This is a genomic window from Nocardia sp. 852002-20019_SCH5090214 (assembly GCF_001665865.1).
Taxonomy (GTDB): Bacteria; Actinomycetota; Actinomycetes; order Mycobacteriales; family Mycobacteriaceae; genus Nocardia; species Nocardia nova.
The window spans coordinates 1-15,384 of record NZ_LZMK01000383.1 but is presented as its reverse complement, the minus strand read 5'-3'; the positions used below and the strand labels follow the sequence as shown (position 1 = coordinate 15,384).

The window sequence follows — 15,384 nt, the reverse complement described above, 5'->3', positions numbered from 1 at the left end:
GTGTGTTCAGCGTAGAGGTATTGTATTCGTTAGCCGACTCACGTTATAGTCATTGTCCGGCTAACAACTTCGAACGGGAGATCTACGTGAAAATCGGCATCGCACTCACCGACTTCTCCTGGCCCGTCCCGAACGGCGAAATCGGTTCGGCGGTCACGGAACTCGCGCAAACAGCCGACACATCGGGTATCGACAGCCTCTGGGTGATGGACCACTTCTTCCAGATCGGCATCAGCGGACATCCGCCGGAGTCGCCGATGCTCGAGGCCTACGCCGCGCTGGGATTTCTCGCCGGCATCACCGACCGTATCCGGCTCGGCACGCTGGTCACGGCGGTGCCGTATCGCCATCCCGGCGTGCTGATCAAATCCGCGACCACCCTCGACGTCCTCAGCGGCGGCCGCCTGATCTTCGGCGTCGGCGCCGGCGCGCCCTTCGATCCGGAACCGATGGGCCCGAGCACCACATTCGAGGCCGAGGGCCTGGGTATTCCGTTCCCGCGACTGCCCCGGCGCTTCGAACAACTGGAGGAATTGCTGCAGATCGCACACCGCATGTGGAGCGAGGACGAGACGCCCTATCGGGGAAAGCATTACGAGTTGGCGCGGCCGCTCAATTCACCGAATTCGATCCAGCGCCCGCATCCGCCGATCCTGATCGGCGGCAGCGGCGAACGCAAAACCCTGCCGCTGGTGGCCCGATATGCCGACGCCTGCAATCTGTTCGACCTTCCCGGCAGCGGCTACGCCGACAACCTCGCGCACAAACTCGCTGTGCTGCGGCGCCAGTGCGACGAGATCGGCCGCGACTATTCCACGATCGAGAAGACCGTCACCACGGCCCTGGATATCGATTCGGGTCCCGGACCGGTGCTGGACCACTTGAAGACCCTGGCCGCCACGGGCATAGACCACGCGATTCTCGGACCGGACGGGCCGTGGACGCCGCCGCGCCTGCGACGGCTCATCGAGATGGCACCGGAGATTCACGCGCTCTGATCCGAGTCGTCCCTCGGCACGTACCGCCACACCGGCAGCAATGCCTGCTCGTCCAGCGATTCGGGTCCGGTGTGAGCGGTGGCGTGCAGCCGGGTTGCGGCGGAGTCCGCGTCCAGACCGGATCCGATGAGTACCAGCCGAGTTTCGCGGGTCTCACCGCGCGACCACGCGGCCGGCTCGAAGACCACATGCCGGCCGACCATGTGCAGCAGGAACTTCCGGTTCTCACCGCGTACGCCGAACGCGGTGGCGCCCTTGGCGCGGAACAGGCCCGACGGCGGATCCTCCAGGAATCCGACCAGGCGGCGCGGATCGAGATCGGTTGCGGTGGTGAACGTTACGCTGTCGTAGCCGTCGTGCAGATGGCGGTGTCCGGGCGCGTCGTGGTCGTGATCGTCGAGCAGTTCGTCGAACGACAACTGCCGCGCGACCGTCGATTCGCCGCGTTCGGGAACGTCGAACAGCAGCGGCGGATCGATGCGGCCGTGCGCGGTGGCATAGACCGGCACCCCCGCGGCGATTCCCTCGATCTCCGCGCGCAGGTCGTCCAGCCGCGCGGCCGGCACCCGGTCGGCCTTGTTCAGCACGATCAGGTCGGCCAGGCGCAGATGCGTGGTCAGTTCGGGATGGCGGGCGCGGCTGTCGTCGAAATGCTCGGCGTCCACGACCTCGATCAATCCGCCGTAACGAATGCGCGGATTGTCGCTGCCGATGACCATACGGATCAGGTTGCGAGGTTCGGCGAGGCCGCTGGCCTCCACCACGATCACATCGATGCCGTGGCGCGGCTCGGCGAGCCGGGCGAACATCTCGTCGAGTTCGGTCACGTCCACCGCACAGCACACACAGCCGTTGCCCAGCGAGACCATGGCGTCCACCTGGCCCGCGACCAGCATGGCGTCAATATTCACCGCGCCGAAATCGTTGACCACGACGCCGATCCGGGCCTCGCGTCGCCGCAGCAGATGGTTCAGCAGCGTGGTCTTACCGGCTCCCAGAAATCCCGCGACCACCAGAACAGGTATGCGCCGATCCATTCGGCCGAGCTTACCCACGCCCGGACGAGGACGTGCCCGCCCCTTCGTGCGGAGGGGCGGGCACGAACGGGGCCGATTACTTACTCTGCCCCAGGAGGGTGGATACCAGGGTGTAGGCCAGATTCACCAGTTCGGAATCGAGCGCACCGTTGCCCAAGCCGAGCGATTTCGCCAGCGGCAGCAGCAGCTGCATGGCGGTGGTGGCGAGATTACCTGCACCGGAACCGGATTGCGGTTTCTGGGTGCCGCTGGTTCCGGGTGCGGTCGAGGTCTGCGGTGAGACCCCGGACGTGCCCGGATCGGTGTTCGAATAGGTTCCCGGCGCCGTGCGATAGGTGCCGGCCGGATTCGAGCCCGGTTGCGTCGTGGCCGGAGCCGACGGCGCGGTGGACGTCGGCGCGGACTGCGTGGTGGCGGGCGCCGAGTTCGGCCCGCCACGCAATGCGTCCGTTGCCGAATTCTGTTGCGGTGCTGCCGGATTCTGGGTCCCCGAATTCTGGGCGCCGGAATTCGGTGTCGCCGATCCCTGCGGAGACGCGCTCTCCGGCGCGGCATTCTGCGGTGCCGGACTTTGCGGGGTGGCACTCGGCGACGTGGTGCTCTGTGACGTACCGGTCTGCGACGCGGAATTGTCCTGCCCCGGCGCCGACTGCGGCGCGTTCGCGGGACTGTCGGCGGGCGACGCGGCCGGCGAGGCACCACCCGGAGCCACTCCGATCAGATAACTCACCAGCCCGGTCGTGATCGCGATGGCATGCTCGAGCTGTCCCTCGGGCGATTCGAGCTTTTTCGCGTCGTCGACATTCGCGCCGTTGCCCATTTCGATGAAGACGTCGGGCACCTCGGTCAGCGCCGGGCCCGCGATATCGGACCGGGTTTGCAGACCGTCGACCGCGCCCGCGTAATCAGCGGGCGTGAACCCGGCCTTTTTGTACGCGTCGCGCATGGCATTCGTGGCGACCTGACCGGGGCCCGACTGCGCTTCGTTCGCCTTGGCATCGGGGACCGGCAGCTGCGGCACGATCAGATGGAATCCGTGATCCTGTTCCGGTGCGCCGTCGGCGTGGATGCTGACGGCCACCGCGGCGCCGGAGCTGTTGGCCGCCGCGGCGCGTTCGTCGACACATCCGCCCCAGCCGGTGTCGTCTTGGCGGCTCATCACGACGTGCGCGCCGAGCGCCTCGAGCGACTGCCGGACCAGCTGTGCCACATTCCAGTTGATGGTGTGCTCGGGCACGCCGTTGCGGGTGGTCATCCCCGTGGTCTGGCACTCCTTGGTGCCACCACGGCCGTTGTTCACTTGACGATTGAGGTCTTCGTTGTGGTTGCTGCCCTGATGGCCCGGGTCCAGAAATACCGTCTTACCCACCAATTTGGTCGACATATCGGGATCTGCGGGCGCGGCCGGCGCGGCGAGAGCGGCGACGGGCGCCAGCACACCGGCCGTGGTGACCGCGGCGACGGCGAGCCTGACTCCGGTCTTGATGATGTGTGGATGGTTCATGTTCGGACGGCGCACCCGGAGGCGGGCACACCCCTCCCTTCCCACTAGTAACATCAAACCCAGTGGTTCACTGTTGCAACGCCAGCATCAACTACGCAAGCTCAGTTACCGAACCGTTACCCCCATTAGACCCGCAGCGGGACGCCATTTCCGCAGACACGCCGGCCGTATGGCTGATTCAGCGGCAGTCGGCACGAGAAACGGACATCTCAGAGCTACCTCATCGCGGTCGCACTCGCGGAACGCACGGAACAACCGGCAGGTTTGTGTCGCTGACCACATCGAGGCGAAATTCGAGGGAATGCACATCATTGCCCGAATGTCGCTGCGGCCGGGCGAATCCGCACGATCCGCCGATATCCAGGCCCGCGGCCGAAAATGCCGAAATGCTGACCCCGGATGATTCGCCAGAGTAATTTAATTCTGAAATACCGCTGTGTTGCACGGGTCGCCGGCGCTGCAGTACGTTCCCATCTCGCACCTCGGCGGTCGAATCGCACGCCGGTGCCGTCCCCGTGGGCACGAGGGGATCCCGCGGGGACGTTCAGCGACGGCATTTCGCGGCCGTCTGCCCACCGGCCAGCGGACGCGTTGTCGAATCTCCAGATATTTCTCCGATCCGGTCCGCTCCTATCGCAATTCTGATAGACCAAGGCCCCGGAAGATGCGGGGATCTTCTCCGGCCGCCCGATAGTCGACGGCCGTCTGCGAGATCGAGGAGGACCGCCGTGCGTGGACGCACGTTTGTGATCGCCGGGGCCGTCGCGTCCACGGTGACGATGCTCGGATCCGGCACCGCTGCCGCCGATCCGGCGACGAACATTCCCGGAGACGGGATGTACCGGGTCGGGGTCGATATCGCGCCCGGCATCTATCAGTCCGCGGGGCCGGCGGACCCGGCGCACGACTGTTCCTGGGAGCGCCTGTGGAAGATTCCCGAACCCGGTGATCCGCCGGACCCGAACGCCGCCATCGTCGCCAGCGACCGCACCCACACCACTCCGGTGCGGGTGCTGATCAAATCGTCCGATGTCGCGTTCGCCTCGGCCAACTGCGGCGGCTGGGTGATGATGCCGGCGCCGCCGCCGACCGGCTCCTACGGGCCGGGCGGGTTGTTCGGCAGCGAGTACTGAGCGAGGCCGGTCCGGCGCGGTGTATCCGCCGCGCCGGATCCGGCACCCGCCGCCTGTCGCGGCCGCGATGTTAGTGTCCCGCTGAGATCCGGTGGATCGAGCGGAGGGATGCGATGGCGCGGCCGAGTCCGGTGATGAGTCGTCGGTCGCTGGCCGACGGCCGCGAGATCATCTACTTCGACAGCGAGCCGGTGCCACGCACCGCCGCCGACACCCGGGATCTGCCTCGGACCAGTACGCATTCCCAGGCGCGTTTCGATCCGCTGCTCGGCGAGTGGGTGGTGATCGCCTCGCACCGCCAGAGCCGGACCTTCCTGCCGCCGGCGGATCTGTGCCCGCTGTGCCCGTCGCGCCCCGGCTATCCCACCGAGGTCCCCGAGGCCGACTATCAGGTGGTGGTGTTCGAGAACCGCTTTCCGTCGCTGTCGACCGGCCGCGCCGAACTTCCCGACCACGTCGAAGGGTCGCCGGAGACGTTGCTGCGCAACGGTTTCGGCCGCTGCGAGGTCGTATGCTTCACCAGCGACCACAACAGTTCGTTCGCCGGGCTCGATCCGGGCCGGGCGCGCCTGGTGGTGGACGCGTGGGCCCAGCGCAGCGCCGAACTCGGGGCGCTCGACGGCGTGGCCCAGGTGTTCTGCTTCGAGAATCACGGCGAGGAGATCGGCGTCACGCTGTCGCATCCGCACGGCCAGATCTACGCCTACCCCTTCCCCACCCCGCGCACCGCGACGATGGTGGCCAACGCGGCACGCCATCGAAAAGCCCACGGCAGCAATCTGTTCGGTGATCTTCTGGGCGCCGAACGAGCCGCCGGCGTCCGGGTGGTCGCGGCGAACGAGGAGTGGACCGCCTTCGTACCACCGTTCGCCCGCTGGCCCTACGAAGTTCAGCTCTATCCGCACCGCCGGGTGGCCGATATCCCCGATCTCGACGATGCCCAGCGCGACGGTTTCGCGCATCTGTACCTGGATGTGCAGCAACGCTTCGCGCGCCGATTCGACACCCCCATGCCGTACGTGGCGGCATGGAATCAAGCGCCGAAATCCGGTGTGCCGGGCGATGATTGGTGGCTGCACCTGCAGCTGTTCTCGATCCGGCGGACGGCGCACAAGTTGAAGTATCTGGCCGGCTCGGAATCGGGGATGAACGTCTTCATCAGCGACACCACCCCCGAGACCGTGGCCGCCGAACTGCGGGAGGTGCGGTGAGCGCGGCACCCCGGCGCGGCGTATGGGTCGCGCCCGGCAGGGTCAACATCATCGGCGAGCACACCGACTACAACGACGGATACGCGCTGCCGATCGCGTTGCCTCAGGTCGTGACCTGCACCGCCGAGGCCACGACGGACGGCACGGTGCGGGTGAGTTCCAAACAGCACGCCGGGCAGGTGCGCGAATCGCTCGACGGGCTCGCCGAATCCGCCGTCACCGGCTGGGCCCGCTATCCGCTGGGCGTGGTGCACGAATATCGGCGCCGCGGGCACGAACTGTCCGGGGTGGTGCTGGAGATCGACGGGGCGGTACCGGTGGGAGCCGGGCTGTCGTCCTCTGCGGCGCTGGAATGCGCTGTGGCACTGGCGATTCGCGATCTGTTCGAGATCGACGCCGGCAGCGCCGAGCTGGTCGACATCGGCCGGGCCGCCGAGAACTCCTATGTCGGCGCGGCGACGGGGACCCTGGACCAGTCCGCCTCGTTGCTCTGCACGGCGGGTCACGCCCTGTTCCTGGACTTCGCCACCGGGGAATTCGCGCAGGTTCCCTTCGATCTCGCCGCGGCCGGCCTGCAATTGCTGGTAGCCGACACCGACACCCCGCACCGGCTGGCCGACGGCGGTTACGGCCGGCGTCGGCACGAATGTGAACAGGCCGCGCACGCTCTGGGCGTGCATTCCCTGCGGGCCGTCACCGATCCGGCGGAAACGCAGCGGCTGGCGGACCCGGTGCTGCGGCGGCGCGCCCGCCACGTCGTCACCGAGAACGCCCGGGTGCTGACCGTGGTGGAACTGCTGCGCGACGGGGGTGATCCGCGCGCGATCGGGCCGCTGCTCACCAGCGGACACGCCTCGTTGCGAGACGATTTCGAGGTCTCTACGCCGGAGCTGGATGCGGCGGTGGCGGCCGCGCTCGACGCCGGGGCCCACGGTGCGCGCATGGTGGGCGGCGGATTCGGCGGCAGCATCATCGCGGTGACCGATATCGAGCGGACCGATTCGATCGCGGCCGCGATCCGGCGGCGGTTTCGCGACGACGGTTTCTCCCCACCGCGATTCTTCGTGGCGGTGCCCGCCGCCGGAGCCCGCCGGATTTCCTGATCAGACGGCCGGGCGGCACTAGGGTGGGGTGCCATGACCAGGCGCAGAATTCTCATCACCGGAGCGAGTGCGGGCCTGGGGGCCGAGATGGCTCGGCAGTTCGCGGCGCGCGGGCGCGATCTCGCGCTGTGCGCGCGCCGCATGGAGAACCTGCGGTCGCTGCGCGAGCAATTGCGGGCGGCCCATCCCGATATCCGGGTTTCGCTGCGGACCCTCGACGTGGACGACCACGAGGCGGTCCCGCGCGTATTCGGGGAATTCCGCGACGAATTCGGCGGGCTGGATCGCGTGATCGTCAACGCCGGCCTGGGCAAGGGCGCGGCGCTGGGTACCGGGCGTGCGGATGCGAATATCGCGACGGCCACAACGAATTTCGTGAGTGCGCTGGCCCAGGCCGAGGCCGCACTGGAGATCTTTCGCGACCAGAACGCCGGGCATCTGGTGCTGATCTCGTCGATGAGCGCGGTGCGCGGGCTGCCCGGTAAGAAGGCCGCGTATGCGGCGAGCAAGGCCGGATTGTCCGCGCTCGGTGAGGGTTTGGCGATCGAACTGCGCCGCAGCCCGATCGCCGTGACCACGATGCAGCCCGGATTCATCGCCACCGAGATGTCGGCGCGCGCCGACGACGCCCGGCTGGTCGCACCGCTCGAACGCGGTGTGGCCGCGATGGTCGCCGCGATCGAGTCCGAGCCGGTGCGCGCCTGCGTGCCGCAATGGCCTTGGCGCGCACTGAACCTCGTGCTGCCACGGCTGCCGAGGGCGGTCATGGCACGGCTGGGCTGATCCGGCTCGGACGGCCCTGCGCTCGGTGAGGTCTCTCACAATCGACCGCCCCGATCGATGTGAAGTTTCACCACGAATCCGGCACTCTGCAAGTTAGCGGACTCCCGGATCCGCTTCGCGAACCGACAGAAGCCTCGATGTAGCGGCGATATTCATCGATTGCCGAGTAGTTACTACTTGCTGCGACGCGCTGTTACAAATACATCGAATTCACCACTACCCGATCGAAGCGTCGAGATGCGGATCAAGAATGCGCTAGTTACTCTCGGGTAGCATCACGTCACGAACAAATTCCGCAAGCATTCGTCATGCCAATTCAGGAGGCGGCGTGCCGCATTCTCGTTTCGAAGCGATCGGCGCATATCTACCCGAAAAAAAGGTCACCACGGAGGAATTGATATCGCGCCTCGCCGTACCGCCGGCCTTCGATCTCGAAAAGATCACAGGCGTGCGCGAACGCCGCGTTCACGACACCCGACCGGAATCCTACGAAGACTCGTTCGTCCTGGCCGGCAAGGCGCTGGACGAGTGTCTGTCCAGGTCACAGTACTCCGGGTCGGAGATCGAGGTGGTCATCTCCACCTCGATAACCCGCAGCAAGGACGCCGACAAGATATATATGGAGCCGTCCTTCGCGTCGGCTCTGGCACAACGCATCGGTGCGCGGAACGCTATTACCTTCGACCTTTCCAACGCCTGCGCGGGAATGCTCAGCGGAACCTACATCCTCGATCGGATGATTCGATCCGGAATGGTGCGCAACGGCATCGTGGTGAGCGGTGAGGCGATTACTCCGATCGCCGATACCGCGGTGCGCGAAATTTCCGACAAATACGATCTGCAATTCGCGTCGCTCACCGTGGGCGATTCCGCGGCCGCGGTGGTGCTCGATCGTTCCGTCGACGAGGCCGACCGCATCGACTACATCGAGCTGGTCACGGCCTCGGAGTTCTCGCACCTGTGCCTGGGCATGCCCAGTGACAAGACCCCGGGCGTGGCGCTCTACACCGACAATCGCAAGATGCACAACGAGTCCCGCTTTCTGTTGTGGACCGACACCCAGCGCATGTTCTACGAGAAGCGCGGCACCACGTTCGCCGAGGAGAACTTCGACTTCGTCATCCACCATCAGTTCGGCGCGGCGGCGATCCCGTATATGAACGCCATCGCCGAACGGGAATTCGGCGCACCGATGCCGCCCGACCTCAATGTGCTGACCGAATACGGAAATACTTCCAGCACTTCACATTTCATCGTGCTGCACGACCATCTGAGCCGCGGTGAGATCCCGGCCGGCTCGAAACTGCTGATGGTTCCGGCCGCCTCCGGGGTGGTCGGCGGTTTCCTGTCCACCACGATTTCGTCTCTGAAGGTCTGAGGTACTGGTCATGGGCGTTGCCATCACATCCACCGGAATCAGTCGCGAGAGCGACACGTTCAGCATCGTCGAGCACAGTGGCCGCGCCGCGCGCCGCAGCCTCGAACGCGCCGGGGTGGCGCCGGAGCAGGTCGGGGTGCTGATCAACGCGGGAATCTTCCGCGACTCCAACACCGTGGAACCGGCGGTGTCGGCGCTGATCCAGAAGGAGGCGGGGATCGGACTGGACTACCGGTTCGGCGACCCGCGCTCGTTCTCCTTCGACCTGATGAACGGCGCCACCGGTGTGCTCAACGCGGTTCAGGTCGCGCAGTCGATTCTCGAGACCGCCGGATCGGGCCACGTCCTGATCGTCTCCGGGGACACCCATCCGTCGCTGGCCCGGTCGGCGGCCGACGACGAGTTCCCCTACGCCACCGCGGGTGCCGCGCTGCTGCTCGAGCACACCGACGAGCCGGTCGGCTTCGGCCGCGTGCACACCGTCGCGGGTTCGGGTTCTCCCGTGGTGCAGTCGTATGTCGACGTCACCACGATGGGCACGGCCGGACGCGGACTGATGACGGTGGAACGCGAACCCGGATTCGAGGATCGACTGCTGGAGATCGCCGCCGACGCCGGCCGCCGCGCCCTCGACGCCGACGGAATCGATCCCGCCGCAACCGTTCTCATCGCCTCCACGCCGACGCCGAAGTTCCCGCGGCTGCTCGCGGACACCCTCGGTATCGGCGAGGTCCGCACCCCGGACCTGTCCGCCGGCGATCCACACACCGCGGCGTTGCCGCTGGCCTATCACCATTCAGTGGAGGAGGATTCGCTCGCCGGCTTCGACACCGTGCTGTTCGTCGCGGCGGGCGCGGGACCGTCCGCGGCGGCCGCGGTGTATCGCCTGCCGGTCGCCGCCGGTGCGGCGGCGTGAGCGGTACATACTGGCGCGCGGTCGACCGGTTCCGCGTGGTCGCCGCGGCCGCACCCGACCGCACCGCGGTGTATTTCGCCGATGCCGACCATGCGGGCACCCCGCACTATCGGCGGCTGAGCTACGCCGACCTGGATCGCTGGTCCGACACTGTCGGTGAGCGGCTCACCGCCGCGGGCGTCGGCAGCGGAACCCGCACCATCGTGCTGGTGCTGCCGGGGCCGGAGCTCTACGCGATCATGCTGGGACTGTTGAAGATCGGCGCGGTGCCGGTGGTCATCGATCCGGGTATGGGGCTGCGCCGGATGCTGCGCTGCCTGCAGGCGGCCGACGCCGAGGCGTTCATCGGCATTCCGCAGGCGCATGCGGCGCGGGTGCTGTTCCGCCGCTACTTCCGCGGGGTGCGGGTCGCGGTCACGGTTGGGCGGCGATGGTTCTGGGGCGGAGCGACATTCGACAGCTGGGGTCGCCGCCCGTCCGGCACCGCGCCGGACCGCGCTCCGGCACCCGAGGGCGACCTGCTGATGATCGCGTTCACCACCGGAAGCACCGGACCGGCCAAGGCCGTGGAGATGACCCACGGCAATCTGTCGGCCATGGTCGAGCAGGTCCACGCCGCGCGCGGGCATGTGCCGCCGCAGACCTCGCTGATCACGTTGCCGCTGGTCGGCATTCTGGATCTGTTGCTCGGTTCGCAGTGCGTGCTGCCGCCGCTGATTCCCAGCCGGGTGGGTGCGACCGATCCGGCGCACGTGGCCGACGCGATCGGCCGGTTCGGCGTCCGCACCATGTTCGCCTCCCCCGCCGTGCTGATTCCGCTGCTGCGCCACCTCGAACAGACCGGCACCCGGCTGCCGACACTGCGCAGCATCTATTCCGGTGGCGCGCCGGTCCCGGACTGGTGTATCGCCGGCCTGCGCGCGGTGCTCGAGGAGGATGTGCTGGTCTACGCCGGATACGGGTCCACCGAGGCACTGCCGATGTCGACGATCGAATCGCGCGAGCTGCTGGACGGCCCGTCCGAACGCGCCCGCGCCGGTGCGGGCACCTGCATCGGCCGACCAGCCGACCGGGTGCGGGCGCGAATCGTGGCGATCACCGACCACCCGCTGCCCACGTGGGCGGACGCCCGCGCCCGGGAGGATCAATTGGCGGCCACCCGCGGCATCGGCGAACTGGTGGTGGCGGGGCCGAATGTGAGCACTCGCTACTACTGGCCCGCCGTGGCCAACGCGGCGGGCAAGATCGTCGACGGCGAGACCGTCTGGCATCGCACCGGTGACCTCGCGTGGATCGATGACCAGGAGCGAATCTGGTTCTGCGGACGCAAATCCCAGCGGGTCCGCACCGCCGACGGCCCGATGTTCACGGTGCAGGTCGAGCAGATCTTCAACGCCGTCGCGGGTGTGGCGCGTACGGCACTGGTCGGGGTGGGGCCGGCGGAAGCACAGCGCCCCGTGCTGTGCGTGGAACTGCGCCCGGACGCCGATCGCGACGACGTGGCCGCCGCGCTGCGCGCGCGTGGCGCGGAATTCGAGCTGACCACGAAGATCTCGGAGTTCCTGTTTCATCCGGGATTTCCGGTCGATATCCGGCACAACGCCAAGATCGGGCGCGAACAGCTCGCGGTGTGGGCGGCTCGGCAGACCGCGAAGGCGTTGCGATGAACGTGAAAGTTGTTGCGCTGCGCGCTGTTCCGATCGCGGGATGGTTGTTCCTGCTGGCCGGTCCAGCGGTCCGGAGCTCCGGCCGCCGCTGGCTGCGCGCGCTGTGGTGGATCGACGCGGTGCTCAGCATCGGTGTGCACGCCGCCCAGATTCCGGTCGCCCTGCGCGCCGCGCGGGGCAGCGGCCGGTCGCGCCTGTACACCGCCGTCATGACGCAGCTGTTCGGGCTCACCTGGTGGCGCACCGAAATCGTCCGCAGCACAGGATCTTTCGAGGAGAACGAACGGTGAAGGCACTCGTCACGGGCGCATCCGGATTTCTCGGCGGCGCGCTGGTCCGCCGCCTGGTCCGCGAGGGCGGCCACGAGGTGACCGTCCTCGCGCGGCGGACCAGCAACCTCGGCGACCTGCCCGAACTCGAGGGTGTGCGGATCGCCTACGGCGATCTCACCGACGACGAATCCCTCGAACGCGCGTGCGCCGGAGTCGATGTGGTGTTCCACAGTGCCGCCCGCGTCGACGAACGCGGCACCCGCGCCCAGTTCCACACCGAGAACGTCCGCGCCACCGAAGTTCTGCTGCGCACCGCCCGCGCCGCCGGAGCCACGCGTTTCGTGTTCATCTCGAGCCCCAGCGCTCTGATGGATCGCGACGGCGGCGATCAGATCGACATAGACGAATCGGTGCCGTATCCGCGCCACTACCTGAACCTGTATTCCGAGACCAAGGCCGCCGCCGAGCGCACCGTCCTCGCCGCCGACACCCCGGGTTTCACCACCTGCGCGCTACGGCCGCGCGCGATCTGGGGAGCCGGCGACCGCTCCGGCCCGATCGTGCGCCTGCTCGGCCGGACCGCACAGGGGCGCCTGCCCGATCTGTCGTCCGGCCGCTCGGTCCAGGCGTCGCTGTGCCATGTGGACAACATCGTGCACGCCTGTCTGGGCGTCGCCGGCTCCGACCGGGTCGGCGGCAAGGCCTATTTCGTCGCCGATGCGGAGCGGACCGACGTCTGGGCCTTCCTGGCCGAGGTGGCGGGCGGGCTCGGCTACCCGGCTCCCAGCCGCCGGCCGGATCCGCGTGTGCTGGCGGCCGCCGTGTCGGTGATCGAAACTGCCTGGCGCATACCGGCGATCGCGCGGCGCTGGTCGCCACCGCTGTCGCGCTACGTGGTGGCGTTGCTGACCCGCACCGCGACCTACGACACCGGCGCGGCGGCACGCGATTTCGGTTACGCGCCGATCATCGACCGCGAACAGGGCTTGGCCCGGTTCCTGTCCTGGCTCGAATCCGAGGGCGGCATCGAGCAACTCACCCGCGAGCTGCGGTAACGCAGAGTCAGGAGCCGATCATGAGTCCCGTCTTCCGGCGGCGGATCTCCCCCACCGAGCGCATGTACTTCCCGATGCGCGATATGGCCCCGCCGTTTCTGATGCAACTGGCGATCCCGGGAACCGGGCCCCTGGACGCGGAGGCGCTGCGCCGGGCGGTCGCGGTCGCGGCCGCCGCCTGTCCGGGCGCCCGGCTGCGACGCGAGGGCAAGTACTGGGTGGACACCGGCGTGCCCCCGGCCGTGCGCGAGATTCCCGGACATGTCGTGAACTACGACCGGCTCGAGGCCGACCCGGTCCTCGCGTCGGCGATCGGCCCCACCCCGGAAACCACCTGTGAGGTGCTGCTGCTGACCGGCGACCCGGTCACCGTGATCTTCCGGGTGTTCCACGGCGTCATGGACGGGATGGGCATGGTGCTGTGGACTCGCAACGTCCTCGCCGCGCTGCGCGGTGAACAGCCGGAAGAACTTCGCGACCCGGTCGCCGACCGGGAACTGGTGCGGCGCCTCGGCGCGCCGGGACGTCCCACTGCCATGATTCCCCGATTCCGTTCGGCGGTCGGCCACGGCCGTCAGGAGGTGGGCAGCCCCCGGCATCTGCTGCGGCACCGCAGTATCGGGGCCACCGGTCCCGGTGCGGTGGCGCGAGTGTCGGCGCTGCTGGCCGACGCCGCGGGCAGCACGCAGCGGATCATGGTGCCGGTCGATCTGCGCCGCCACGACGCACAGCTGCGGTCGACGGCGAATCTGGCGTTGCCGCTGTTCCTCGACATCCGGCCCGGCCAGGATTGGCGACAGGTGCGCGAAGACATGCGTGCGGGTCTGCGAGACCGCACCGAACTCAACCAGTTTGCCGCCGGCGCGATCGCCAACGCACCGCACGCCGTCGGCCGCACCATTCTGCGTACGACCAACGCGCTCGGCGCCCGCTTCGGGCGCAACCTCGCCTCGGCGACGGTCTCGCACATGGGCCGCTTCGATCTCGGCGAACTGGCGGTGCCCGGCTGGTCGCCCACGTCGGTGCGGGTGCTGCCCCAGCACAGCGTCGCGATGCCGCTGCTGTTCGCGATGGTGGAGGCGGGCGGCCGTACCGAGCTGACGGTCTCCGCGCGCAACGGCCGCGACATCGAGGATCGGCTCGAAGCGCTGCTGGACCGCATCGCCTCCACGCTGGAAAGCGAACTGCCGCAACCGGATTCGGTCCCCGCATGACGCGCTGGGCGCGGCTGGTCGGCACCCGCCCGAAACTGGTGCTGCTCGCGGCGATCGGTTTCGCGATCGTGTGCGGACTGTTCGGCGCGGACGTCCAGCAGCGGGTGAGCGCGGCCGGATTCGCCGATCCCGGAAGCGAATCCGCGCTCGTCGACCGGGTGGTCACGGCACATCTGGGCCGGCAGAACCCCGATGTGATCGCGATCTTCACCGCGCCCGACGGACAGGACCTCGCCGCACTGGGCCCGCGCGTCCAGCAGGCGGTCGACCACATCGATCCGGCGCTGCTGGCTCAGCCGGTGCAGACCTATTGGAACAATGCCCCACCGCGCCAGAATTTCCTGCGGTCGGCGGACGGACGGCAGGGGCTGGCCGTGGTGTTCGCCGCCGGCGACGACAATCAGCGCATCGCCGCCTACCACGACATCGCCGCTGCGCTGACCGTTCCCGGCGTCTCGGTGCGATTCACCGGCTACAGCGCCCTGGCCGACGAGATCGACCGGCAGTCCCGCCACGATCTGGTGCTCGCCGAATCCGTCTCGCTGCCGGTCACAGCGGTGATTCTGGTGCTGGTGTTCGGCGGAGTGGTCGCCGCCGGCCTGCCGCTGCTGGTGGGTGTGCTGGCCGTCGTGGGCTCACTGGGCGCGGTCGCGGTGATCGCGCACGTCACCGAGGTGAGTGTCTTCGCCGTGAACGTCGCCTCGCTGCTGGGACTCGGCCTGGCCATCGACTACGGGCTGTTCGTAGTCACCCGATTCCGCGAGGAACTCGCCGCGGGTGCCGCGGTTTCCGAGGCGGTGACGCGCACCCTGGCCACCGCCGGTCGGACCGTGGGATTCTCGGCACTGCTGCTGGCCTGTGCCTTCGCCGGAACGTTCGTCTTTCCGCAGGCGGTACTGCGATCGCTGGGTTTCGGGGCCATCGCGGCGGTCCTGCTGGCCGCGGGACTGTCGCTGACCGTCCTGCCCGCCGCGCTCGCCCTGCTCGGTCACCGCGTCGGCGCCTGGAGCTGGCGCCGCGACGCCTTCGACCGCGGCCGGCGCCGCGCCGAGCGATGGTGGGGCCGCGTGGTGGACGCGGTGGTGCGCCGGCCCGGCGTCGTGGCCGTCACCG

Annotated in this window: 14 protein-coding genes; 12 read left to right on the top strand and 2 right to left on the bottom strand. The window is 68.3% G+C overall.

Translation table 11 applies throughout. From position 1 onward, the window contains the following. Positions 1–2: 2 nt before the first annotated feature. Positions 3–998 (top strand): LLM class F420-dependent oxidoreductase, encoded by a 996-nt coding sequence (locus tag A5780_RS31525; protein ID WP_231983162.1) that lies wholly within the window; start codon positions 3–5, stop codon positions 996–998. Here the strand turns inward: A5780_RS31525 and A5780_RS31520 are convergent. Together A5780_RS31520 and A5780_RS31515 are read right to left on the bottom strand one after the other, a co-directional pair. Beyond that, positions 986–2,035 carry a GTP-binding protein gene (locus tag A5780_RS31520; RefSeq protein WP_064910802.1) on the bottom strand — a complete coding sequence of 350 codons (1,050 nt, stop codon included), beginning with the start codon at positions 2,033–2,035 and terminating at the stop codon, positions 986–988. The two genes, A5780_RS31525 and A5780_RS31520, sit on opposite strands and share 13 nt — an antisense overlap. A 76-nt stretch (positions 2,036–2,111) precedes the next feature. Beyond that, positions 2,112–3,539, bottom strand: a complete 1,428-nt coding sequence (locus tag A5780_RS31515) for an N-acetylmuramoyl-L-alanine amidase (protein WP_064910800.1) — start codon at positions 3,537–3,539, stop codon at positions 2,112–2,114. Between the two features lie 728 nt (positions 3,540–4,267). On the opposite strand from A5780_RS31515, the gene A5780_RS31510 reads away from it, so the two are divergent. The 11 genes from A5780_RS31510 to A5780_RS31460 form a co-directional block, all read left to right on the top strand. Beyond that, complete coding sequence (locus A5780_RS31510) at positions 4,268–4,672, top strand: hypothetical protein (RefSeq protein ID WP_063015672.1); 405 nt, start codon at positions 4,268–4,270, stop codon at positions 4,670–4,672. A 149-nt stretch (positions 4,673–4,821) separates the two neighbouring features. Then, positions 4,822–5,883: a galactose-1-phosphate uridylyltransferase gene (gene galT / locus A5780_RS31505; RefSeq protein WP_064910893.1), complete on the top strand. Its 1,062-nt coding sequence runs from the start codon at positions 4,822–4,824 to the stop codon at positions 5,881–5,883. Next, positions 5,880–6,986, top strand: a complete 1,107-nt coding sequence (gene galK / locus A5780_RS31500; protein WP_082976834.1) for a galactokinase — start codon at positions 5,880–5,882, stop codon at positions 6,984–6,986. Before galT ends, galK begins: the two co-directional genes overlap by 4 nt. A gap of 33 nt (positions 6,987–7,019) precedes the next feature. Continuing rightward, positions 7,020–7,769: an SDR family oxidoreductase gene (locus A5780_RS31495; RefSeq protein WP_063015673.1), complete on the top strand. Its 750-nt coding sequence runs from the start codon at positions 7,020–7,022 to the stop codon at positions 7,767–7,769. Positions 7,770–8,097: 328 nt separating this feature from the next. Then, positions 8,098–9,147, top strand: coding sequence for a 3-oxoacyl-ACP synthase III family protein (locus A5780_RS31490; RefSeq protein WP_063015674.1), 1,050 nt, complete (start codon positions 8,098–8,100; stop codon positions 9,145–9,147). Between the two features lie 10 nt (positions 9,148–9,157). After that, entirely contained in the window at positions 9,158–10,063 is a 906-nt protein-coding gene (locus A5780_RS31485; protein WP_064910798.1) for a hypothetical protein, read from the top strand. Then, positions 10,060–11,730: a fatty acid CoA ligase family protein gene (locus A5780_RS31480; RefSeq protein WP_063015676.1), complete on the top strand. Its 1,671-nt coding sequence runs from the start codon at positions 10,060–10,062 to the stop codon at positions 11,728–11,730. The genes A5780_RS31485 and A5780_RS31480 overlap by 4 nt, the downstream gene beginning before the upstream one ends. After that, positions 11,727–12,020, top strand: a complete 294-nt coding sequence (locus A5780_RS41450) for a hypothetical protein (RefSeq protein ID WP_064910796.1) — start codon at positions 11,727–11,729, stop codon at positions 12,018–12,020. The genes A5780_RS31480 and A5780_RS41450 overlap by 4 nt, the downstream gene beginning before the upstream one ends. Then, positions 12,017–13,057: an NAD(P)-dependent oxidoreductase gene (locus tag A5780_RS31470; protein ID WP_064910794.1), complete on the top strand. Its 1,041-nt coding sequence runs from the start codon at positions 12,017–12,019 to the stop codon at positions 13,055–13,057. Before A5780_RS41450 ends, A5780_RS31470 begins: the two co-directional genes overlap by 4 nt. 20 nt (positions 13,058–13,077) lie before the next feature. Next, a complete protein-coding gene (locus A5780_RS31465; RefSeq protein ID WP_063015678.1) occupies positions 13,078–14,271 on the top strand; it encodes a hypothetical protein in 1,194 nt (397 codons plus the stop codon). Next, positions 14,268–15,384: MMPL family transporter (locus A5780_RS31460; protein ID WP_156769723.1), on the top strand; the 1,117-nt coding region annotated here is incomplete at its 3' end. The genes A5780_RS31465 and A5780_RS31460, both read left to right, overlap by 4 nt.